At 60.2% G+C, this 20,478-nt stretch carries 21 protein-coding genes and 1 tRNA gene; 5 read left to right on the forward strand and 17 right to left on the reverse strand.

Annotated features, from left to right (window positions below; translation table 11 throughout):
- A partial coding sequence (gene cysE, locus ACK6AU_RS26200) for a serine O-acetyltransferase (RefSeq protein ID WP_409302352.1) occupies nt 1-470 on the reverse strand: 470 nt, incomplete at its 3' end.
- Nucleotides 470-1,240, reverse strand: coding sequence for a tRNA (cytosine(32)/uridine(32)-2'-O)-methyltransferase TrmJ (trmJ, locus tag ACK6AU_RS26205; protein WP_185698575.1), 771 nt, complete (start codon nt 1,238-1,240; stop codon nt 470-472). The genes cysE and trmJ, both read right to left, overlap by 1 nt.
- Before the next feature lie 226 nt (nt 1,241-1,466).
- On the opposite strand from trmJ, the gene suhB reads away from it, so the two are divergent.
- Complete coding sequence (suhB, locus tag ACK6AU_RS26210) at nt 1,467-2,285, forward strand: inositol-phosphate phosphatase (RefSeq protein ID WP_031320442.1); 819 nt, start codon at nt 1,467-1,469, stop codon at nt 2,283-2,285.
- Between the two features lie 89 nt (nt 2,286-2,374).
- On the opposite strand, the gene ACK6AU_RS26215 is transcribed toward suhB, so the two are convergent.
- From ACK6AU_RS26215 to queA, 6 genes are all read right to left on the reverse strand, one after another.
- Complete coding sequence (locus tag ACK6AU_RS26215) at nt 2,375-2,923, reverse strand: glycine zipper 2TM domain-containing protein (protein WP_409302355.1); 549 nt, start codon at nt 2,921-2,923, stop codon at nt 2,375-2,377.
- A gap of 121 nt (nt 2,924-3,044) precedes the next feature.
- Complete coding sequence (secF, locus tag ACK6AU_RS26220) at nt 3,045-3,959, reverse strand: protein translocase subunit SecF (RefSeq protein ID WP_185698577.1); 915 nt, start codon at nt 3,957-3,959, stop codon at nt 3,045-3,047.
- Between the two features lie 9 nt (nt 3,960-3,968).
- Complete coding sequence (secD, locus tag ACK6AU_RS26225) at nt 3,969-5,837, reverse strand: protein translocase subunit SecD (protein WP_185698578.1); 1,869 nt, start codon at nt 5,835-5,837, stop codon at nt 3,969-3,971.
- A 61-nt stretch (nt 5,838-5,898) separates the two neighbouring features.
- Complete coding sequence (gene yajC, locus ACK6AU_RS26230) at nt 5,899-6,237, reverse strand: preprotein translocase subunit YajC (RefSeq protein ID WP_102880809.1); 339 nt, start codon at nt 6,235-6,237, stop codon at nt 5,899-5,901.
- Nucleotides 6,238-6,283: 46 nt separating this feature from the next.
- Nucleotides 6,284-7,399 carry a tRNA guanosine(34) transglycosylase Tgt gene (tgt, locus tag ACK6AU_RS26235; RefSeq protein ID WP_022640715.1) on the reverse strand — a complete coding sequence of 372 codons (1,116 nt, stop codon included), beginning with the start codon at nt 7,397-7,399 and terminating at the stop codon, nt 6,284-6,286.
- Nucleotides 7,400-7,413: 14 nt separating this feature from the next.
- Entirely contained in the window at nt 7,414-8,478 is a 1,065-nt protein-coding gene (queA, locus tag ACK6AU_RS26240; protein WP_185698579.1) for a tRNA preQ1(34) S-adenosylmethionine ribosyltransferase-isomerase QueA, read from the reverse strand.
- Between the two features lie 108 nt (nt 8,479-8,586).
- Here queA and ACK6AU_RS26245 point away from each other — a divergent pair.
- A tRNA-Leu gene (locus tag ACK6AU_RS26245) sits at nt 8,587-8,671 on the forward strand.
- A gap of 139 nt (nt 8,672-8,810) precedes the next feature.
- Here ACK6AU_RS26245 and ACK6AU_RS26250 read toward each other — a convergent pair.
- From ACK6AU_RS26250 to ACK6AU_RS26270, 5 genes are read right to left on the reverse strand one after another with little or no spacing between them, the layout of a single operon-like run.
- The gene (locus ACK6AU_RS26250; protein WP_409302358.1) at nt 8,811-9,050 is read right to left on the reverse strand and encodes a Rieske (2Fe-2S) protein; all 240 of its coding nucleotides are present in this window, start codon (nt 9,048-9,050) and stop codon (nt 8,811-8,813) included.
- Nucleotides 9,034-9,891 carry an iron-containing redox enzyme family protein gene (locus ACK6AU_RS26255; protein WP_185698581.1) on the reverse strand — a complete coding sequence of 286 codons (858 nt, stop codon included), beginning with the start codon at nt 9,889-9,891 and terminating at the stop codon, nt 9,034-9,036. The genes ACK6AU_RS26250 and ACK6AU_RS26255 overlap by 17 nt, the downstream gene beginning before the upstream one ends.
- Entirely contained in the window at nt 9,891-10,691 is an 801-nt protein-coding gene (locus ACK6AU_RS26260) for a dihydrodipicolinate synthase family protein (protein WP_185698639.1), read from the reverse strand. The genes ACK6AU_RS26255 and ACK6AU_RS26260 overlap by 1 nt, the downstream gene beginning before the upstream one ends.
- Nucleotides 10,681-11,199: a DUF6190 family protein gene (locus tag ACK6AU_RS26265; protein ID WP_185698582.1), complete on the reverse strand. Its 519-nt coding sequence runs from the start codon at nt 11,197-11,199 to the stop codon at nt 10,681-10,683. The genes ACK6AU_RS26260 and ACK6AU_RS26265 overlap by 11 nt, the downstream gene beginning before the upstream one ends.
- The gene (locus ACK6AU_RS26270) at nt 11,192-12,370 is read right to left on the reverse strand and encodes a pyridoxal phosphate-dependent aminotransferase (protein ID WP_185698583.1); all 1,179 of its coding nucleotides are present in this window, start codon (nt 12,368-12,370) and stop codon (nt 11,192-11,194) included. The genes ACK6AU_RS26265 and ACK6AU_RS26270 overlap by 8 nt, the downstream gene beginning before the upstream one ends.
- Nucleotides 12,371-12,648: 278 nt before the next feature.
- Here ACK6AU_RS26270 and ACK6AU_RS26275 point away from each other — a divergent pair, with 278 nt between their 5' ends.
- The gene (locus ACK6AU_RS26275; protein WP_409302361.1) at nt 12,649-13,338 is read left to right on the forward strand and encodes an acyl-homoserine-lactone synthase; all 690 of its coding nucleotides are present in this window, start codon (nt 12,649-12,651) and stop codon (nt 13,336-13,338) included.
- Here the strand turns inward: ACK6AU_RS26275 and ACK6AU_RS26280 are convergent.
- Both ACK6AU_RS26280 and ACK6AU_RS26285 read right to left on the reverse strand, forming a co-directional pair.
- The gene (locus ACK6AU_RS26280; RefSeq protein ID WP_409302363.1) at nt 13,308-14,036 is read right to left on the reverse strand and encodes an autoinducer binding domain-containing protein; all 729 of its coding nucleotides are present in this window, start codon (nt 14,034-14,036) and stop codon (nt 13,308-13,310) included. The genes ACK6AU_RS26275 and ACK6AU_RS26280 overlap by 31 nt on opposite strands.
- 287 nt (nt 14,037-14,323) lie before the next feature.
- Complete coding sequence (locus ACK6AU_RS26285) at nt 14,324-14,953, reverse strand: glutathione S-transferase family protein (protein WP_409302365.1); 630 nt, start codon at nt 14,951-14,953, stop codon at nt 14,324-14,326.
- A 117-nt stretch (nt 14,954-15,070) separates the two neighbouring features.
- On the opposite strand from ACK6AU_RS26285, the gene ACK6AU_RS26290 reads away from it, so the two are divergent.
- The gene (locus ACK6AU_RS26290; protein ID WP_185698587.1) at nt 15,071-16,189 is read left to right on the forward strand and encodes a transketolase-like TK C-terminal-containing protein; all 1,119 of its coding nucleotides are present in this window, start codon (nt 15,071-15,073) and stop codon (nt 16,187-16,189) included.
- 4 nt (nt 16,190-16,193) lie between these two features.
- Here the strand turns inward: ACK6AU_RS26290 and ACK6AU_RS26295 are convergent, their stop codons facing one another.
- On the reverse strand, nt 16,194-16,646 hold the full coding sequence (locus ACK6AU_RS26295) for a MarR family winged helix-turn-helix transcriptional regulator (RefSeq protein ID WP_152898433.1): 453 nt from the start codon (nt 16,644-16,646) through the stop codon (nt 16,194-16,196).
- 178 nt (nt 16,647-16,824) lie between these two features.
- Between ACK6AU_RS26295 and aceE the strand changes: the two genes are divergently transcribed.
- A complete protein-coding gene (gene aceE, locus ACK6AU_RS26300) occupies nt 16,825-19,494 on the forward strand; it encodes a pyruvate dehydrogenase (acetyl-transferring), homodimeric type (RefSeq protein WP_185698588.1) in 2,670 nt (889 codons plus the stop codon).
- Nucleotides 19,495-19,606: 112 nt separating this feature from the next.
- Here aceE and ACK6AU_RS26305 read toward each other — a convergent pair whose 3' ends face one another.
- The gene (locus ACK6AU_RS26305) at nt 19,607-20,272 is read right to left on the reverse strand and encodes a M35 family metallo-endopeptidase (protein WP_409302369.1); all 666 of its coding nucleotides are present in this window, start codon (nt 20,270-20,272) and stop codon (nt 19,607-19,609) included.
- Nucleotides 20,273-20,478: the final 206 nt, after the last annotated feature.

Genomic DNA, 20,478 nt, shown 5'->3' on the forward strand with positions numbered 1-20,478 from the left:
CCGGCCGGCACTTCCTTGGTCACCACCGCATTGGAGCCGACTTTGGCGCCCGCGCCGACAGTGAACGGGCCAAGCACCTTGGCGCCCGCTCCAACCACTACGCCATCGCCCAGGGTCGGATGGCGCTTGCCCTTGTTCCAGCTGGTGCCACCGAGGGTCACCCCCTGGTAGAGCGTCACATCATCGCCAATCTCGGCCGTTTCACCGATGACGATGCCCATGCCATGGTCGATGAAGAAACGGCGCCCCACCTTGGCCCCTGGATGAATCTCGATCCCGGTCAGCCAACGCCCGAAGTTCGACACCAGGCGCGCCAGCCATTTCCAACCCATGCCCCACAGAGCACTGGACACACGATGGATCCAGATCGCGTGCATGCCCGGATAGCAGGTCAGCACCTCGAAGGCATTGCGCGCCGCCGGGTCACGATGGAATACGCTCTGGATATCTTCACGCAGACGCTCGAACATCACTGATCCTTCCGCTTCTGCAGCTCCCCACGGGCCGCTTTCTGGGTTTCCGTGAGAATGCCGCGCAATATGTTCATTTCCGCTCGGGTGACCGAGCTACGACCGTACAGCCGACGCAAGCGCGCCATCAAGTGCCGGGGCTTTTGCGGATCGAGGAAGTCGATCTCCACCAACGCCTGCTGCAGATGCTCATAGAATCGCTCCAGCTCATCCATGGTCGCCAGCTCATCGCTGGACGAAACCGCTTCATCCTTGCGCACAGCACCCGACCGACCTTGCGCCGCCAGCCAGGACATGCGCACCTCATAGGCCAGCACTTGCACCGCCGTTGCCAGGTTCAGAGAACTGAACGCCGGATCCGACGGGATATGCACGTGAAAATGACATCGTTGCAGTTCGTCGTTGGTCAGGCCGGAATCTTCACGCCCGAACACCAGGGCTATCTGCGCCCCCTGCTGCGCCTGCTCCACGACTTTTACCCCCGACTGGCGAGGATCGAGCAACGGCCAGGGAATGCTCCGCTCACGGGCACTGGTACCGAACACCAGGGTGCAACCGGCCAGGGCCTCCTCAAGCGTGGCGACCACCTGGGCATCCTCCAGGATATCGGTGGCGCCGGATGCCCGCGCATCCGCCTCAGAGGAAGGAAATACCCGGGGCTCTACCAGCATCAGGCGCGACAGCCCCATGTTCTTCATGGCGCGCGCAGCCCCACCGATATTGCCGGGATGACTGGTGTTGACCAGGACGACACGAATGTTCTGCAGCAAGGGAAGCACCCTCGGACACGGGAAAGGGGAGCAAATCTTACAGAACGGGCCGCGCTGTTGCCTTAAAAATAACCACCCGTCACTCCCGGCAACTCACCCGCAACCCAGCACCACCCACAAACGCCATACGACGGGCAGATGCAATCAAAGCGAACGCCGAACTTCATCTGCAAAAGTTTTCTGCTAGAATGCCCGGCTTTCTTTAACAACCTTAGGTGACCTATCCATGCAGCCAATGCTGAATATCGCGCTGCGCGCCGCCCGCAGCGCCAGTGAACTGATTTTCCGCTCCATCGAGCGCCTGGATACCATCAAGGTCGATGAAAAAGACGCCAAGGACTACGTGTCCGAAGTCGATCGCGCCGCTGAGCAGAAGATCATCGACGCGCTGCGCAAGGCCTACCCGAATCACTCGATCATGGGCGAAGAAACCGGCCTGCATGCCGGCAACGGGATCGAAGGCGAAGAATACCTGTGGATCATCGATCCACTGGATGGCACCACCAACTTCCTGCGTGGCATCCCCCACTTCGCCGTAAGCATCGCCTGCAAATACCGTGGTCGCCTGGAACATGCCGTGGTCCTGGATCCGGTTCGCCAGGAAGAATTCACCGCCAGCCGCGGTCGTGGCGCCCAGCTCAACGGTCGGCGCCTGCGGGTCAGCGGCCGCACCAGCCTCGACGGCGCCCTGCTTGGCACCGGCTTCCCATTCCGCGACGACCAGATGGACAACCTGGACAACTACCTGGGCATGTTCCGCGCCCTGGTCGGCCAAACCGCCGGCATTCGCCGCGCCGGCTCCGCCAGCCTGGACCTGGCCTATGTTGCCGCCGGTCGCTTCGACGCCTTCTGGGAGTCGGGCTTGTCCGAATGGGACATGGCGGCAGGCGCCCTGCTGATCCAGGAAGCCGGCGGCTTGGTAAGCGACTTCACCGGCGGCCACGATTTCCTGGAAAAAGGCCACGTGGTAGCCGGCAACACCAAGTGCTTCAAAGCTGTCTTGACCGCCATCCAGCCACACCTGCCAGCCTCGCTGAAACGCTAAGCAACCGACATGAAAAAAGCACCTCGCGGGGTGCTTTTTTCATGTCTGCGATTCACGTTGCCGGCAGCCACCGGCTCACGTGCAAAACCTTATTGACCAGGCTGGTTCTGACCAAGGATCAGCCGACCTTCCTTGTCCACCGGGATCTGGTTGCCCGGATCACGATCCATCCGCACCTGGCCCTGCTTGCCACCCAGGTCGTACTTCACGTCATAACCCACGACCTTTTCGCTGATGTCATTGACCGTATTGCAGCGAGTCTGCGTCGTGGTGTAGGTGTCACGCTCCTGCATGCCCTCCTGCACCTTGTTACCCGCATAACCGCCACCCACCGCACCGGCCACGGTAGCGAGCTTGCGGCCATTACCACTGCCGATCATGCTGCCCAGCAGCCCGCCACCCACCGCACCGGCCACCGTACCCAGAATCTGATGCTCGTCCTTGACCGGGCGCTGCCGAGTCACGGCAACGTCCTTGCAGACTTCACGAGGAGTCTTGATCTGTTGTTTGACCGGCTGCACCGCCAGTACTTGCGCATACTCAGGGCCGCTTTTAACCAGGCTGTAGGTGGCCACAGCACCCCCGGCGGTGACACCGACAGCACCCAATACCGCACCAACCAGCAACGACTTGTTCACGTGAACCTCCTGACCATACATACGGGTCATAACCCGCGCTTCTCCCAGCCTTGGAGCAAAAAAAAAGGCGCGAGTTCAACATTCGCGCCTTTTTAGCTGACAACCGGGAGAGGTCAGGTCCTCACGGCCGGTCGTCCACTTCCTTGTCGGTATTGGCTGCGGGAATCAGGTCCTCGCTGCTCAGCTTCAACCAGATCAGCACCACGTTGGCGATATAGATCGACGAGTAGGTACCCGCCAACACGCCGACGAACAGGGCAATGGAGAAGCCGTGCAGGTTATCGCCGCCAAAGAACAACAGGGCAATGATCGCCAGCAAAGTGGAGATCGAGGTCGCCATGGTCCGCAACAGGGTCTGGGTGGTCGAGATGTTGATGTTCTCGATCAAGCTGGCCTTGCGCAGCACACGGAAGTTCTCGCGCACCCGGTCGAATACCACGATGGTGTCGTTGAGCGAGTAGCCGATGATCGCCAGCACCGCCGCCAGCACCGTCAGGTCGAAGGTGATCTGGAAGAACGACAGGATACCCACGGTCACCACCACGTCGTGGATCAGCGAGACGATGGCGCCCACCGCGAACTTCCACTGGAAGCGGAAAGCCAGGTAGATGAGGATGCCGCCCAAGGCCATGAGCATGCCGAGGCCGCCCTGGTCACGCAGCTCTTCACCCACCTGGGGACCGACGAACTCGACTCGCTTGACCTGCGCCGGGTTGTCACCGCCAACCTTCTGCAACGCAGCGGCCACCTGGTGGCCCAGTTGCGGGTCTTCACCCGGCATCCGCACCAGCAGGTCAGTGGTCGCACCGAAGCTCTGCACGATCGCTTCGTGATAACCGGCTTCGTTCAACTGCGAACGCACCTTCATCACATCCGCCGGACGCTCGTAGGTCAGCTCGATGAGCGTACCGCCAGTGAAGTCCAGGCCGTAGTTCAAACCCTTGTGGAACCAGCTGAACAACGCCAGAACGGTCAGGAGCAGAGTCAGGCCGAACGCAACGTTGCGCACGCCCATGAAGTTGATAGTACGTAACATGGCAGCCCCTTAAATCCACAACTTCTTGAAGTCACGACCGCCGAAGATCAGGTTGACCATCGCGCGGGTCAGCCAGATGGCCGTGAACATCGAGGTAAAGATCCCGAGGGACATGGTCACCGCAAAACCCTTGACCGGACCGGTACCCATGGCGAAAAGAATGCCGCCCACCAGCAATGTGGTCAGGTTGGAGTCCAGGATCGCCGTGAATGCCCGGCCGAAGCCTTCGTTGATCGCCCGCTGTACGGTCATGCCCGCGGCGATTTCCTCACGGATCCGCGAGAAGATCAGCACGTTGGCGTCCACCGCCATACCCATGGTCAACACGATACCGGCGATACCCGGCAGGGTCAGCGTTGCCCCCAGCAGGGACATCAGGGCCAGCAGCAGCACCATGTTCAACGCCAGCGCTACAGTGGCGATCAAGCCGAAGAAGCGATAGATGGCGATGATGAACAGCGACACGAACAACATGCCCCACAGCGAGGCATCGATACCCTTGGTGATGTTGTCGGCACCCAGACTAGGACCGATTGTGCGCTCTTCGGCGAAATACATCGGCGCCGCCAGACCACCGGCACGCAGCAGCAATGCCAGCTCCGAGGACTCGCCCTGGCCGTTCAGGCCGGTGATGCGGAACTGGCTGCCCAGTGGCGACTGGATGGTCGCCAGGCTGATGATCTTCTTCTCTTCCTTGAAAGACTGCACTGGCACGTCTTTCTCGACGCCATCCACCACTTGCTTGGCGTAGGTGGTGATCGGCTTCTGCTCGATGAAGATCACCGCCATGCCGCGACCGACGTTGTTGCGGGTCGAACGGTTCATCAACTCGCCGCCATGGCCATCGAGCTTGATGTTCACTTGAGGACGACCGTGTTCGTCGTAACTGGCCTGGGCATCGGTCACCTGATCACCGGTGATGATCAGGCCGCGCTCGATCAGCGCAGGAGGACGGTTGCCCTCACGGAATTCGAAGGACTCGGAAGTGGCCTTGGTGGCACCCGGCTCGGCGGCCAGGCGGAACTCGAGGTTGGCCGTCTTGCCCAGGATCCGCTTGGCTTCGGCGGTGTCCTGCACGCCCGGCAGCTCGACCACGATCCGGTTGGCGCCCTGGCGCTGGACCAGAGGCTCGGCCACACCCAGTTCGTTGACCCGGTTACGCACGGTGGTCAAGTTCTGCTTGATGGAGTATTCGCGGATTTCCGCCAGCTTGGCCGGGGTCATCGCCAGACGCAGCACCGCCTGACCGTTGAGGTCGGCTGGCACGATGTCGAAATCATTGAAATTCTTGCGGATCAGCGCACGAGCCTGTTCACGGCTGTCTTCGTCGCTGAAGCCCAGCTGGATGGCGCCATTGAGCTGGGGCAGGCTGCGATAGCGCAGTCGCTCTTTGCGCAGCAGGCTCTTGACGTCGCCTTCATAGACTTTCAAGCGCGCGTCGAGGGCTTTCTCCATGTCCACTTCCAACAGGAAGTGCACACCACCGGAAAGGTCCAGGCCCAGTTTCATCGGGTGCGCGCCCAGGTTGCGCAGCCACTGCGGAGTGGTTTGCGCCAGGTTCAACGCCACCACGAAATCATCGCCCAGCGCCTTGCGCACTACATCCTTGGCCGGGAGTTGGTCTTCCTTGTTGATCAAGCGCAGCAGGCCGCCCTTGCCGTTGGCGGCAACGGAAGAGGCCTTGACGTTGATGCCGGCGTCGGTGAGCGCCTTGCTCGCACGATCCAGATCCGCCTGAGTGACCTGCAGCGCAGTGCTCGCGCCGCTGACCTGAATGGCCGGATCATCAGGATATAGATTGGGAGCGGAATAAATAAAACCGATCGCCAGCACCGCCAGGATCAGTAGGTACTTCCATAGAGGATATTTGTTCAGCATCACGCCGCCCGTTATGACGCGGGGCGCCTTGCGCGCCCCGTCGATTGGTAAAAGATGAAACTTAGATCGCTTTCAGCGTGCCTTTTGGCAGCGTGGCCGCGATCGCGCCCTTCTGGAACTTCAGCTCAACCGAGTCCGACACTTCCAGAACCACGAAGTCGTCGGTCACTTTGTTGATCTTGCCGGCGATACCACCAGTGGTCACAACTTCATCGCCTTTCTGCAAGCTGCTCAGCAGGTTCTTCTGCTCTTTGGCGCGCTTGGCCTGTGGACGCCAGATCATCAGGTAGAAGATGACCAGGAAACCCACCAGAAAAATCCACTCGAAACCAGTGCCAGCAGGACCGGCAGCAGCAGGTGCGGCGGCATCCGCATACGCGGCAGGGATCAAAAAGCTCATTTAGCACTCCGATAGTTGCAAAATTAGTATCTGACGCTTCTGGAAATCAATCCAAAGGCGGCACGGGCAATCCGCGCTTGGCATAGAAGGAATCGACAAAGGCGGCCAATGTACCTTGTTGAATAGCCTCGCGCAAACCAGCCATAAGGCGCTGGTAATGGCGCAAATTATGGATGGTATTGAGCATACTTCCGAGCATTTCCCCGCACTTGTCCAAGTGGTGCAGATAGGCACGGGAGAAGTTCTGGCAGGTATAGCAATCACAGGTTGGATCCAGCGGCGAATCATCATGGCGATGGAACGCGTTACGGATCTTCAGCACGCCGGTGTCGATGAACAGATGCCCATTGCGGGCATTGCGGGTTGGCATCACGCAATCGAACATGTCCACACCGCGGCGCACACCCTCAACCAGATCCTCCGGCTTGCCAACTCCCATAAGGTAACGAGGTTTGTCGGCTGGCATCTGGCCTGGCAGGTAGTCCAGGACCTTGATCATTTCATGCTTGGGCTCGCCCACCGACAGGCCGCCGATGGCCAGGCCGTCGAAGCCGATCTTGTCCAGGCCTTCCAGGGAACGCATGCGCAAGTCCTGGTGCATGCCGCCCTGGACAATACCGAACAGCGCCGCGGTGTTGTCGCCGTGGGCGTTCTTCGAGCGCTGGGCCCAGCGCAGGGACAGCTCCATGGAGATCCGCGCCACGTCCTCGTCGGCCGGGTACGGCGTGCATTCGTCGAAGATCATCACGATGTCCGAACCCAGGTCGCGCTGTACCTGCATCGACTCTTCCGGCCCCATGAACACCTTGGCGCCGTCCACCGGCGAGGCGAAGGTCACGCCCTCTTCCTTGATCTTGCGCATGGCGCCCAGGCTGAACACCTGGAAGCCACCGGAGTCGGTAAGGATCGGCCCTTTCCACTGCATGAAGTCATGCAGGTCGCCATGGGCCTTGATCACTTCGGTGCCCGGACGCAGCCACAGGTGGAAGGTATTGCCCAGGATGATCTCGGCGCCGATGGCCTCGATATCCCGCGGCAGCATGCCCTTGACCGTGCCATAGGTACCCACCGGCATGAAGGCCGGAGTTTCCACCGTACCGCGGGGGAAGGTCAGGCGACCGCGACGCGCCTTGCCATCAGTGGCCAGGAGCTCGAAGGACATACGACAGGTGCGACTCATACAGTTTCCTCGGGGGCCAGGTCCTTGGGAGCGGTTGGCGCAGGATTACGGGTGATGAACATCGCATCACCGTAGCTGAAGAAGCGGTATCCATGCTCGACCGCCGCACGATAGGCAGCCATGGTCTCGGGATAACCGGCGAAGGCCGAAACCAGCATCAACAGCGTGGATTCCGGCAGGTGGAAATTGGTCACCAGGGCATCGACCACATGGAACGGCCGGCCCGGGTAGATGAAGATGTCGGTGTCACCGCTGAACGGCTTGAGCACGCCATCACGGGCAGCGCTTTCCAGGGAGCGTACGCTGGTGGTGCCTACCGCGACCACCCGACCGCCACGGGCCCGGCACGCGGCCACGGCATCCACCACGTCCTGGCCGACTTCCAGCCACTCGTGATGCATATGGTGATCTTCGATGCGCTCCACCCGCACCGGCTGGAAGGTCCCAGCCCCCACATGCAGGGTCACGAAGGCGGTCTCCACGCCCTTGGCGGCGATGGCTTGCAACAGCGGCTGGTCGAAGTGCAGCCCCGCGGTCGGCGCCGCTACTGCGCCCAAGCGCTGGGCATAGACAGTCTGGTAACGCTCGCGGTCCGCGCTTTCATCCGGACGGTCTATATAAGGAGGCAACGGCATGTGCCCAACCCGATCCAGCAGCGGCAGCACCTCCTCGGTGAATTCCAGCTCGAACAAGGTGTCGTGGCGGGCCAGCATACGTGCCTCGCCACCACCGTCGACCAGAATGGTCGAACCCGGCTTGGGCGACTTGCTGGAACGCACATGGGCCAGCACGCGGTGACTGTCCAGCACTCGCTCGACAAGAATCTCCAGCTTGCCGCCGGAAGCCTTCTGGCCAAACAGGCGCGCCGGGATCACCCGGGTATTGTTGAACACCATCAGATCGCCCGGGCGCAGATGCTCGAGCAAATCGGTGAATTGACGGTGGGCCAGGGCGCCGGTTGGCCCATCCAGGGTCAGCAGGCGACTACCGCGACGCTCGGCCAACGGGTGGCGGGCGATCAGCGAATCGGGAAGCTCGAAAGTAAAGTCAGCAACGCGCATGATGGGGTTCGTCTAGCAGGGCCGGAAAGTTTAGCGGAATCAGCAAAAATTGACCATGAAAGCCGATTGACCAAAGGTTTCCGCCTCTCTATACTTCGCCGCCATTGAGCCCTGATGGCGGAATTGGTAGACGCGGCGGATTCAAAATCCGTTTTCGAAAGGAGTGGGAGTTCGAGTCTCCCTCGGGGCACCAAAATCAAAAAAGACCTTGGATTCCAAGGTCTTTTTTTTCGTCTGTAGAAAAATCCCGGTCTTTCCCGGTTCCACAAACGCGACTGCCGCACGACCCGAAAGTCGTGCGGCAGGATCAGCGGATGCGAAACGGCCTTTCGTCAGGACGCCACGCGCTTGACCTCCAAGCGTCCGCAGGGTGGACCGCTGAGCTGTTCACCGGTTTCCAGGCTGAACACCGAGAAGTGCAAGGGACAGGTAATGCTCTTGCGCTGTTCGTTGATGTTGCCGTGGACCAGCCAACCCTGACGGTGTGGGCAGGTATGGGGCACCTCGTACTGCTGGTTGTCGATCTCGACGGTGAAGGTGCCGGGGCGATGGAACTCAGATAGCTCGCTCAACGACCTTCTCCCGATTGAAATGCTTGAGGCGCCGGGCCTTTTCCACTGCGGCGTCGAACGCTGCGTTGGTGATGTCGCGGCCCATGCAGATGCCCTGCCAGGCCTTGACCGGATCCAGGTCCCCCGCCACGTCCATGGCCTTGAGCAGGCGCTGGCCTTCGATGGCGTGGTACACGTCGATGTGCACGTGCTCCGAGTAGTAGGTGTGGGCCTTGATCTTCAGGCGATCGCAAATCGCGGTGTAGCACTCGAAGAAAAACGGCACCACGGTCTCGAAGTAGGTGATCACCCCGGCGAAATACGAGGGATCGTCGGCACGCATGGTCAGCCAGCAGAACATGTTGGGGAACGAATAACCTGCCGAGGAGTTGGCCTCGATGTAGAACGGCAGGTCGGTGGGCATCTCCAGTTCCTTGAGCAAATCCATGTACAAGGTGGTATGGGAGCGCTTGATATTTCCCGAGCCGAACTCATCGATCATCATCCGCAGCATCGGCATCTGCGCCTCCAGGCTCAACCGCGGCATCAGGTGGTAGAACACCTGGGCCTCGGTCAGGCCATCGAGGGCGAATTCCTGGACCAGGATCCGGAACTCATCGAGGGTCATCTGTTCGGCAACATACACCGCGCTGGGCGGTACTTCGCTGCGATCCTGCTCCACCAGGTCGGCCAATTGCTGGCGCAGGCTGGCCAGGTCGCGTGGCACCTCGGCGGTGAGGGTCTTGTCGATGGTGGAGAAAATCCAATCGTGCTCGAATTCGGCGATCCGGCGGTCAAGCGGCTTGAGATGCTTGATGCAGGAACGATTGGCCAGAAACAGTTCCTTCTGAAGATCGTTCATCACGCTCCTCCCTCTTCTGCCAGCACCCGGTCAGTGGTGATGACACCCCGGGCCTTGAGTTCCTTTTTCACCTGTGCGTACCAGTCGTCGGCGCCCAGATCGAAGTAGCCATTGAGTGTCTCCACCCACTGCGCCACCACCTGCTGGCGCGCGCCGATGGCCAGACGGCACAACGCCGGCTCCAGGTTGGCCAGGGACACCACGTTGCCATCGGACTCCAAGTCGCGCGCCAGGGACATCTCCCAGCCGATGAAATAATCCAGGCCCTCGGCTCGCAACTGCTGGATTTGCTGCTGGGTTCGCGGCTGCGACGGCGAGTCCTTGATGCCGATCACCCGCGGCAGGCGAGCGATGGTCATCAGGGTCTCGAAGCTCTTCTCGTTCCCCGACAACGCGGACTCGTTGTAGATGAAGATATCCAGCGACGTGGCGTCATGGACAGCACGATAATGCTCGATGATCTCTTCCTGGGTAGTGCCCTTGGCGAACGGCGAAGTGAACATGACCCCGTGCGCCCCCAGTTTCTGGGCCAGCCGGGCATATTCCAGGACCTCGGCGGTGGTGCCGCGCTCGATACCAGCGATCACCGTACGGTCCCGGGCGTGAGCCAGGGTCAGTTCCAGCATGCGTTGCCAGTCCCGCCGGCCCAGGCGCCAGCCCTCGCCTGAAGTCAGGCAAGGGATGTAGCCATCGACATAGGGCCGCGAGCCATGCAGCAACTGGCGCACGCTGGTTTCACAGATCCGCGACTGCTCATCCAGCGGCGAAATCAGGGGCACGAAGATGCTCTTAGCCGACATCATGGAAATCCTCCTGCTCGATCAGCATTTCCTTCGACTGTTCGAACAACCCCTGCAGGAATTCCGGGAAAGCCGGTCCGGAGACCGGCTGGGGGAATGGCTGCAGGTAGGGTTGCAGGGCTGCCAGGTCACGCAGCTCCGGGTCGTGGGTGTACAGCGGTTGGCCGTACTCCACCACCTGAGCGGCGAGCAGCTTCTTCTCGACGCTCAGGTGCGACCATGCCGGCTCCCGGGTGGCACGTTGCAGCACGGCATTGCAGTAGCCCTGGCGCCGGATGTCCATGTCGGTGTGCAGCACATCCATGAACGGGTAGTAGACATCCTGCAGGTGCCGGCTCTTCTTCCAGATAATGGCATCGCAGATGCCGATCTGGCCGTAGTTCATCTGCACCTGCTGCTGATAGAAGTGGCTGAAGAACCCCAGCGACTTGGCCCGCAACTGCGGATCGGCGTGATGCATGCCCATGAAGACGGTGGCATCGATCACCGGCAAGAGTGCCTCAGCCATTGTAGTTCTCCAGTGCCCGGGCGATGGTCTCGACCGCCTGCCGGAACTCTTCCGGCTTGCGCGCCAGGGCCAGGCGGATGTACTTCTGCCCGGCTTCAGGCTGGCTCCAGTAGAAGTATTTACCCGGCAGCACGTAGACGTCGTAGTCCATCAGGTAGGCCTGCAGGTCATCGGCGCTTACCCCCTCACGGGTAATTTCGAACCAGGCCACGCTGGTATCCACCATCGGCGTCAGGTAGTTGAGGAAGCTTCCCTCCAGACTCTTGCGCGCCACCTGGCGGTTGATGTCCAGCACCGAACGCACCGACTCGAAACCATCTTCGCTGCTGTCGAGGATGTACTGGGTCACCACGTTGAGGATGAACGGCGAGACGTTCAACAGCACGCTGGTGACGATACTGTAGATATCGGCATTGATGCCCTTGCTCGACATGATGGTGGCGCACTTGGCGTCCTGCAGCGGCCAGGTCTTGCCGGTGTCTTCCATGATGATGTATTGGGTGCCGATCTCGTCGAGGATCGCATAGGCGTCATAGCGGCTACCGCCGGAGGCCTTGATGAAAGCGGCGAAGCAGAAGTCGAGGATCAGCAGTTTGCCGTGATCCTTGCAGTAGCGCGCGACCTCGATGAAGGTTTCCGGCCCCTCGGCGAACAGGCTAGAACCGGTGGGGTTGTTCGGATCCACCAGGAAGATCGCGTCTACCTTGGCCGCTGCGGTCTCGAGGTTAGCGTAGACATGCTCCGGGGAATGGAACAGCGACTCGTTGAGCGGCGACAGCGGTACTTCCATGTGCTTGAGCAGGTCATGCAGGTTGTCGAAGCAAGGCTCGATCAAGCCGACGCTCATGTCGCGCTTGCGCAGGTAGGTCGCGGTGATATGCATGGCAATCGACGCGGCGTAGACCAGGTAGATCTCGTCGTGGCGCTTGAGGGCGTGCTCCTGGCCGTGGAAGGTGAAGAACGCCTTGATGAACTCCTGTTCGCTCTGGTACTGGGTCTGGCCCTGGGCGCGGTACCACAGCTCCGGAAGTCGCTCGACGATCTGGCGCTGGGTTACGCTCTGGTCCTGGTGAGTATGGGCATCTGCAAGATTGAAACGGGTCTTCAGGGCAGAGATTTCATGCTGAGTGATATCCTGCTTAACTTCCTGACGCGTAATTACGACACTCATATTATTATTCCTGTAAGAGCTAAATAATCGCCTGCGGGATAGGTGTAGTTATCAAACCACGGGTAAATCCTCTCCATGTTTATCGCTCCGCGACAGGCCGACAACTGTACCTAAGTGCAGATCGACACTTATAAAAACGAGCGTTTAATTCTTTCCGTGAAGACTGACCTTAGGTACAGTTGCTTTCTCAAAACAGGCAACTCATCCTTTCCGCGCACCGGCGCGACTGATGATGAAGACAGCCAGTCTTTATTCCTCGGACGGAAATAACAATAAGTATGGATAAAATAAGTTTTTATAATATCGACTACACAAACGCGTCCCAAGATTTGCTCGGAAACTTGTATGGGTTGCGCAAGGAAGTCTTCGCCGACCGGCTCAATTGGAAGGTCAATGTCTGCGGCAACCAGGAAGTCGATGAATACGACACCCCTCGCGCCACCTACCTGGTTGGAGTCCACACCGGGATCCCCCTGGCCAGTCTGCGCCTGATCAACACGCTGCATCCCTACATGGTGGAAGGGCCATTCCGCAATTTTTTCAGCCACCCCACGCCCAAGCACCGCCTGATCGCCGAATCCAGTCGCTTTTTCGTCGACAAGACCCGCTCCCGCGCCCTCGGGCTGCAGCGCCTGCCACTGACCGAAATGCTCCTGTTGGCCATGCACAGCCATGGGGCACACACAGGCCTGGAATCGATCATCACCGTAGTGAGCCAAGCCATGTCACGCATCGTGCACCGGGCCGGATGGCACTACGAGATCCTCGATAGCGGACAGACCACCCCCGGTGAGCGGGTATTGCTGCTCAAGATGCCGATATCGGCAGACAATGCCAGACGCCTGCAGGCAATGATCGCCACCAAGGGCGGCGATCACCTGTACGAACTACATACCTCTGGCCCGCACCGATACTCCGCCAACGAAAGGCGAGCGTCTCAGAACATGCCCATGCTCACAGCCTTGTAGACCGCCTGCTTGGCATTGCAGACCTGCAACTTGTGCACGATGTTGGACATGTGGAATTTCACCGTACGTACGGAAATCGCATGGATTGCGGCGATTTCCCCGTAGGTCTTGCCCATGACCACCCACTTGAGAACTCCCATTTCCCGATTCGACAGACTGGCATCATCCTTCTCGGGAAACAGCTCATTGGGAGTGAACCTGCCCATCAGGCTGTTGTGAAACTGAATCAGCGCCATCTGGATCTCGGCGGTATGTCGGGTCATGACGTGATCGAAGTCGGGCCGCAATTCCGTGTTACAAATACTCAGCGCGGCGAACAGGCCATTGGAGTCGTGCAAATTGAAGGTGAAACCTGTGGATATCCGGTATTTCTCAGATAAAGCGAACAATTCCCCACCGCGCCCCGACTCCGCGGACTCAAGTGCCTCGCGCCAGGAAAACGGGGCAATGGACTTCAATCCATGATTGATGACCGGATCTATCAAATGGTAATTGGAAGCCTTGTAGATATCGAGCCAACGCTTCGGATAACTGGAGAAGATCAGCGGTTTTACTTGCCGCCCCTTATGCATGGTGAAATAGGCATATTGACAACCATCAAGAGATGGCAAACGCTTCTCGAAGGCATTTTTCAGCAGATAATCAAGTTCAGCTTCATCATCGGTTACTTGTCTGCCACTGACTAATTGAGTGCTCATAAGAACTCCATGTTCTTTATAGTGTTCAGTCCGTGAGTCTTGTTGTTCTGACTTCACCACCCCTGACACTCAACTCAAAAGCCTTTATGTAGTAAAGACAAATAATTACTACATAAATTAACTATAGCGTGAGTTCAACAGGAGATATCGACCTTCTCGAAGCCCGTGACTCAATGACCGAACCGGCAGTAATTCCAACCTCGTACCCATCATATGAATGCAGAAAACCGCTCTTTCCCGGCAGGGCCAGAGCGGTTTCTCGAACCAGTTGCCCTTCCCGGGTTGGCCTAAGCTTCCCGGGAGTCGGCCAACCCGGCCTTCACCGCCGGCCGCGCTTCGATCACATCCAGCCAACGCCGAACATGACGGAACGGGGTGATATCCAGGTTCAGCTCCTCATGGGTGCGCAACCAGGGAAACGCGGCAACATCGGCGATGGAATAGTTGTTCGAAGCCAGGTAGGCCTGCTTGGCCAGCTGGCTGTCGACTACGCCATAGATACGCAGCGACTCCTTACGGTAGCGCATGATGGCTTCCTGGTTGGCGGTCTTGCTGCCATGGAGGAACCACCAGAGCTGGCCGAGCATTGGACCGATGGCACCTACCTGGAAGAACAGCCATTGCTGGACCGCCAGTTGTTCGGTCGGCGACTTGGCCTGGAGACAGTCGTATTTTTCCGACAGATAGCCAAGGATCGCTGCCGACTCGAACACCGAGACTCCGGCCTCATGATCGATGATCGCCGGGATCTTGCCGTTGGGGTTGATTTGCAGGAACTCCGGAGAGTGCTGGCGCCCTTCGGAGAGATTGAATTTCACCCGCTCACAATCGATACCGGCTTCCTTGAGGAAAATGCTGATTTTCTGTCCGTTTGGGGTGTCTGCGGTATAGAAAGTGAGGGATTTTGGCGTGTTCATGAGTCCTCCGTTGACTGCTCCGAATGTCGCTGCGTTTGAATCTTATTGCATTTGCAATCATATTGAGGCGTACAGTATCGTGCAAGAATGACGGAACGCACGGAGAGCTTCGAAGTTATGATGGGTTTTTCCAGTTTCAGGACCACGCGCGAGACCGGCGAGGCCGCGCAAGCCTGCATCGACAAGATCCAGGCACTGGCTGTCCAGACCAGCGAAGGATGCTCTTCACCGCTCTACACCATGATCGACATCGCCAATCGTCTGGAAAGGGATCCGAGAACGGCGAAGAACATCTGGGTGGTGCGTTCCAACGCACGTCCCGGTGCCAAGCCCGAGCACACCCGCATCAGCGCCTGGCCGCTGCACTTCAGTTCCCAGGCCCGCGCCAGCGAAAAACCGCTGCTGTACCTGACCAGTTCCTCCACATCGGCCCAGCTATGCGCACTGTCGAGCGAGTCCTCCCAGCGCGGGATCCTGTGCAACGATATCGAGACCATTTCCTCGATCTGGCCCAAGGGTGCGCATCCATGGGTCCCGTTGTGGCTGGCGGCCAATCCTCGCTGCCTGCCATTCGACCCCGCCAGTGGTGCCGAGGCACGGGCCATTGCGCTGGCGGCGCTGAAAAGCCTGTATGTGGATGGAAGCAACGGCTTCTACTACATGGCCCTGCACGACGAACCCAACGACTTCGTCGGCCCTATGGACAAGCACAGCGTCAGCCAGGCCCTGCAAGGCATGTACAAGATCGCCGAATTGAAGGCCGGGCCCGATCGGCCCAAGGTCCGCCTGCTGGGAGCCGGCCTGAGCCTGCGCGCGGTGATCGCTGCAGCGCAGATCCTGCACGAAGACTGGGGCGTGGGTTGCGAAATGTGGAGTTGCCCCAGCTATACCCGCCTGGCCCGGGATGCCGAGAGCGCCCTGCGCTGGAACCGTATGCACCCGGATCTGCCCCGGCGCTCATCGCATCTGCGCGACAGCCTGAACCTCGAAGATGCGCCGGTGGTCGCCGTGACAGGTTACGCCCAGCATGTGGCCGAGCAGATCGGTGCCCATCTGAATTCGCGTTTCGTCGCCCTGGGTGCCGACTCCATCGGCTCACTGCCAACCCGTCCGATCTCCAGTAAGACCGTGGACAAACGCTGGATCGCCACCCTGGCCCTGCGCGCCCTGGCCCAGGATGGCAAGGTGCCTCAGGAATACGTCAAACAGGCCATGCGCCGCTACCTGCTGCAATGAAGGCCTAGGCCTCTCGCCCACTCCTGCGCGCGGCGCTGGCCGCACGCTCCAGGGCATCACTGAAAAAGCGCTGTTGCTGTTCATCGAACTGCGCCAGGAACAACTCGGCGACCGCATCTTCGTAGATTCGCCACATCTTTTTTCGCAACACCTTGCCGGCCTCGGTGATCGAGGCGCAGGCACCACGGCCGTCCTCGCTGGCCCGGCTGCGCTCGACCAGGCCTTCGGCCTCCAGGCGGTCGACCAGACGTGTCAGGTTGTAGCGTTCGATCGCCATGACATCGGCCAGTTCGTTCATTCGTCGGGTACCGCCGGGACCGCTTTCCAGCCCCCACAAGGCGTCGTACCAGGCATAGGCCGGAAGCCCGGCGGCGGCCAGGCGACGTTCGATTTCGCGGATCAGGCAGCGATGGGCCCGGACGAATCTGAACCAGGTATCCGGCTCGCTGGAAGACATGCATCACCTTTTTTCAAGAATCGATTTAGTTGCAATTGTAACGCGGTGCACGATAAATTCCCGAGAATAATTGCAATTGCAATCATCTGGATTCTGAACAATATCGGCAACCGCCGATACCCCTCGCTATGGCACCGAACGACTCGGTGTTCCCCGCTGTACTGCCCAGGAGACGACGATGGCACAACAATCAGTGTTTCTCGACGAGGATCCACAAGAGACTCGTGAATGGCTCGAATCCATTGAATCGGTTCTGAATGTCGAAGGCCGCCCTCGGGCGCATTACCTGATCGACCAACTACTGGATTTCGACGTTGCCCAACATGGCGACTTCTACGGGCGCGTGACCACGCCCTACGTCAACACCATCCCGGTCAGCCGCCAGCAGCCCTACCCAGGCGACCTCGCCGTAGAGAAGCGGATCAATGCCTATATCCGCTGGAACGCCCTGGCCATGGTGCTGCGCGCCGGCAAGCACTCCAACGTCGGCGGCCACATTGCCTCCTATGCCTCGGCGGCAGTGCTGTACGACGTAGGCTTCGACCACTTCTTCCGTGGCCGCACCGAGCAGTTCGCCGGTGACATGGTCTACATCCAGGGCCACTCCTCGCCAGGCATCTATGGCCGCGCCTTCCTCGAGGGCCGCCTGAGCGAAGAGCAACTGGACAACTTCCGCCGCGAAACCGACCGCGATGGCGTGTCCTCCTACCCTCACCCACGGCTGATGCCCGACTTCTGGCAGTTCCCCACCGTGTCCATGGGCCTGGGTCCGATCACCGCCGCCTACCAGGCACGCTTCATGCGCTACCTGGAGAACCGTGGCCTGAAGGAACACCAGGGCCGCAAGGTCTGGGCCTTCCTGGGCGATGGCGAGATGGACCAGCCCGAATCCCTGGCGGCGATTTCCCTGGCCGGACGGGAAAAACTCGACAACATCATCTTCGTGGTCAACTGCAACCTGCAGCGCCTCGACGGTCCGGTACGCGGCAACAGCAAGGTGGTCCAGGAGTTCGAGAGCCTGTATCGCGCCGCCGGCTGGAACGTGATCAAGGTGATCTGGGGCAGCGGCTGGGATGCCCTGCTGGACAAGGACAAGAGCGGCCTGCTGCGCCGGCGCATGATGGAATGCGTGGACGGCGACTACCAGAACTACAAGTCGCAGAACGGCGCCTATGTGCGTGAGCACTTCTTCGGCAAGTATCCCGAACTGCTGGAACTGGTCAGCGACATGACCGACGAGCAGATCTGGAAGCTCTCCCGTGGCGGCCACGATCCGGAGAAGGTCTACAACGCCTACGCCGCCGCCATGCGCCACACCGGCGGTCCGACCGTGATCCTGGCCAAGACCGTCAAGGGCTTCGGCATGGGTGAGGCCGGCGAAGGCCAGAACATCAACCACCAGCTCAAGAAGATGGGCGACCAGGCGGTCAAGGCCTTCCGCGATCGTTTCGGCCTGGAGCTCAGCGATGAGCAACTGGGCGACATGCCATACCTCAAGCCGGCGCCGGACAGCGTCGAGGCCAACTACTTGAAGGCTTTGCGCGGCAAGCTCGGCGGCCATATCCCGGCGCGCTTCAGCGATGCCCAGTCCCTGCAGATCCCGCCGCTGTCGGCCCTGGAGACCCAGCTCAAGGGCACCGGCGAACGGGCGATCTCCACCACCATGGCCTTCGTACGCATCCTCGGCACCCTGCTCAAGGATCCGAACATCGGCAAGCTGGTGGTACCGATCGTGCCGGACGAGTCCCGCACTTTCGGCATGGAAAGCCTGTTCCGCCAGATCGGCATCCACTCCCACGTGGGTCAGTTGTATACCCCGCAGGACGCCGGTCAGCTCAGCTACTACAAGGAGAGCAAGGACGGCCAGATCATGCAGGAGGGCCTCAACGAGTCCGGGGCCATCTCGTCGTGGATCGCCGCCAGCACCTCCTACAGCAACCACGGGGTGATGACCGTCCCGTTCTACATTTTCTACTCGATGTTCGGCTTCCAGCGGGTCGGCGACCTGGCCTGGGCCGCCGGTGATGCCCGGGCCCGCGGCTTCCTGCTTGGCGCCACCTCGGGGCGTACCACGCTGATGGGCGAAGGCCTGCAGCACGATGACGGCCACAGCCACGTGATGTCGTCCACTATCCCGTGCTGCGTCTCCTATGATCCGACCTATGCCTACGAGCTGGCGGTGATCATCCAGGACGGCATGCGCCGCATGTATGTAGAGAACGAGGACATCTACTACTACATCACCCTGCTCAACGAGAACTACGCCCATCCGGACATGCCCGAAGGCGTCGAACAAGGCATCCTCAAGGGCATGTACCGCTTCTCGGCCCCGGCCAAGCAGAACAAGGGCAAGCACGTGCAACTGATGGGCTGCGGCTCGATCCTGCAGGAAGTCAACGCCGCCGCCAAACTGCTGGAAGCCGACTTCGGCGTCAGTAGCGAGGTCTGGAGCGTCACCAGCCTGACCGAGCTGCGTCGCGACGGCCAGGAAGCCGAGCGCTGGAACCTGCTGCATCCCCAGCAGGAGCCTCGCGTGAGCTACGTGGAAAGCTGCCTGCAAGACAAGGAAGGCCCGGTGGTGGTCGCTACCGACTACATGAAGATCTTCGCCGACCAGATCCGTCCCTTCGTGCCCAAGCGTCGTTTCGTCGCCCTGGGCACCGACGGTTTCGGTCAGTCGGACACCCGTGAATCCCTGCGCCGGTTCTTCGAAGTCGACCGCCACTTCATCGCCGTGGCCGCCCTCAAGGCCCTGGCCGACGAAGGCAGCCTGCCTCGGGAGAAGGTCGCCGAGGCTATCGCCCTGTACGGCATCGATCCGGAGAAGAAGAACCCAGCCAAGGTCTGACGCTGCAAACTGCCTTGCCCATCCGGGCAGGGCAGCCCCTCGCTGTATCCCCTTCCAACGCCAAACGCCCCGGGCCTGCCCCGAGGCGTGGAAGCGCTCCCGGCCAACCCGGTCAGTCGTACATCTGCTCCTCGTAATATTCGTAGTTATCGGCGTTATCCACCGCCTCGTCCGGGCGATGGGTCGCCAGATCGCGCGCGCCCGCCGGTCCATAGCCACCCGGGATATCGTCGGTGTGGCCAATCGAGTGGGTCAGCTCATGCACCACGCTTCCGGCCTGGGTATCGAAGCCCACCCGTGGCGGCAAGGCGAAGAACGCCGTGCAGAACCAGGCGTCGATGTCTCCTCGGGCATTGAGATAGGTAGCCGCGATAACGTCTGCGCCGTCGCAGGGATCGGCGGGGTTGGTCCGGCAACGGGCCGTCAGGGTATTGCCGCTATTGAGCTTGAAGCGCACCCCGTCGAGCACTGCGCGCACTCGCTGGTAACGATCCTGGCTGAAGACGCCGAACCATGTCTGGTAGACCGGGTCGTCGTTACGACGAAAGACCGCTTCGTTGTCGTTGACCCGGTTGTAGGCATCATTGGACCAAGTAGTGGCCACCGCCACCGCATTGTTCACCGCAGTACGATCGGCCTGGGTCGAACACGAGGCATCGAAGACCACATTGATCGCCAGCGCCGATTGCGCTGCCGCACTCAGCCCCAACAACAGCAACAACCTCCGCAGCCGGCGCGCCAGGGGGCGGGATAAATAGACAAGGGGTCGGATATCCATGATTCAGCATCCTTTGCAAGTTCCAGAGGTCGCCCCGAGCGGGGCGGCACTTGCATTGGATTCCCCGCCCGAACGCTGTATCAGGGGGAACTGCTTCCGCCTCTGCAGCAGCGCCTAGCGCCATCTCCCGAGCACAACCTTGATGGAAGTCAACGAGCGGGGCTTTGCGCTCCCTACACTGGTCGCCACCCCTTTGAACAAGATCC

The sequence above is a fragment of the Pseudomonas sp. KCJK8993 genome, assembly GCF_046230915.1.
Lineage (GTDB): Bacteria > Pseudomonadota > Gammaproteobacteria > Pseudomonadales > Pseudomonadaceae > Aquipseudomonas > Aquipseudomonas piscis.

Bases quoted from the DNA above. Each gene is read 5' to 3' on its own strand.
- ACK6AU_RS26290 (WP_185698587.1), top strand. From the start codon at position 15,071: ATGATGGGTTTTTCCAGTTTCAGGACCACGCGCGAGACCGGCGAGGCC.
- ACK6AU_RS26270 (WP_185698583.1), bottom strand. From the start codon at position 12,370: ATGAGTGTCGTAATTACGCGTCAGGAAGTTAAGCAGGATATCACTCAG.
- secD (WP_185698578.1), bottom strand. From the start codon at position 5,837: ATGCTGAACAAATATCCTCTATGGAAGTACCTACTGATCCTGGCGGTG.
- yajC (WP_102880809.1), bottom strand. From the start codon at position 6,237: ATGAGCTTTTTGATCCCTGCCGCGTATGCGGATGCCGCCGCACCTGCT.
- ACK6AU_RS26265 (WP_185698582.1), bottom strand. From the start codon at position 11,199: ATGGCTGAGGCACTCTTGCCGGTGATCGATGCCACCGTCTTCATGGGC.
- tgt (WP_022640715.1), bottom strand. From the start codon at position 7,399: ATGTCCTTCGAGCTCCTGGCCACTGATGGCAAGGCGCGTCGCGGTCGC.
- ACK6AU_RS26275 (WP_409302361.1), top strand. From the start codon at position 12,649: ATGGATAAAATAAGTTTTTATAATATCGACTACACAAACGCGTCCCAA.
- ACK6AU_RS26255 (WP_185698581.1), bottom strand. From the start codon at position 9,891: ATGAACGATCTTCAGAAGGAACTGTTTCTGGCCAATCGTTCCTGCATC.
- ACK6AU_RS26260 (WP_185698639.1), bottom strand. From the start codon at position 10,691: ATGTCGGCTAAGAGCATCTTCGTGCCCCTGATTTCGCCGCTGGATGAG.
- ACK6AU_RS26280 (WP_409302363.1), bottom strand. From the start codon at position 14,036: ATGAGCACTCAATTAGTCAGTGGCAGACAAGTAACCGATGATGAAGCT.
- ACK6AU_RS26305 (WP_409302369.1), bottom strand. From the start codon at position 20,272: ATGGATATCCGACCCCTTGTCTATTTATCCCGCCCCCTGGCGCGCCGG.
- suhB (WP_031320442.1), top strand. From the start codon at position 1,467: ATGCAGCCAATGCTGAATATCGCGCTGCGCGCCGCCCGCAGCGCCAGT.
- secF (WP_185698577.1), bottom strand. From the start codon at position 3,959: ATGTTACGTACTATCAACTTCATGGGCGTGCGCAACGTTGCGTTCGGC.
- ACK6AU_RS26285 (WP_409302365.1), bottom strand. From the start codon at position 14,953: ATGAACACGCCAAAATCCCTCACTTTCTATACCGCAGACACCCCAAAC.
- queA (WP_185698579.1), bottom strand. From the start codon at position 8,478: ATGCGCGTTGCTGACTTTACTTTCGAGCTTCCCGATTCGCTGATCGCC.
- aceE (WP_185698588.1), top strand. From the start codon at position 16,825: ATGGCACAACAATCAGTGTTTCTCGACGAGGATCCACAAGAGACTCGT.
- ACK6AU_RS26295 (WP_152898433.1), bottom strand. From the start codon at position 16,646: ATGTCTTCCAGCGAGCCGGATACCTGGTTCAGATTCGTCCGGGCCCAT.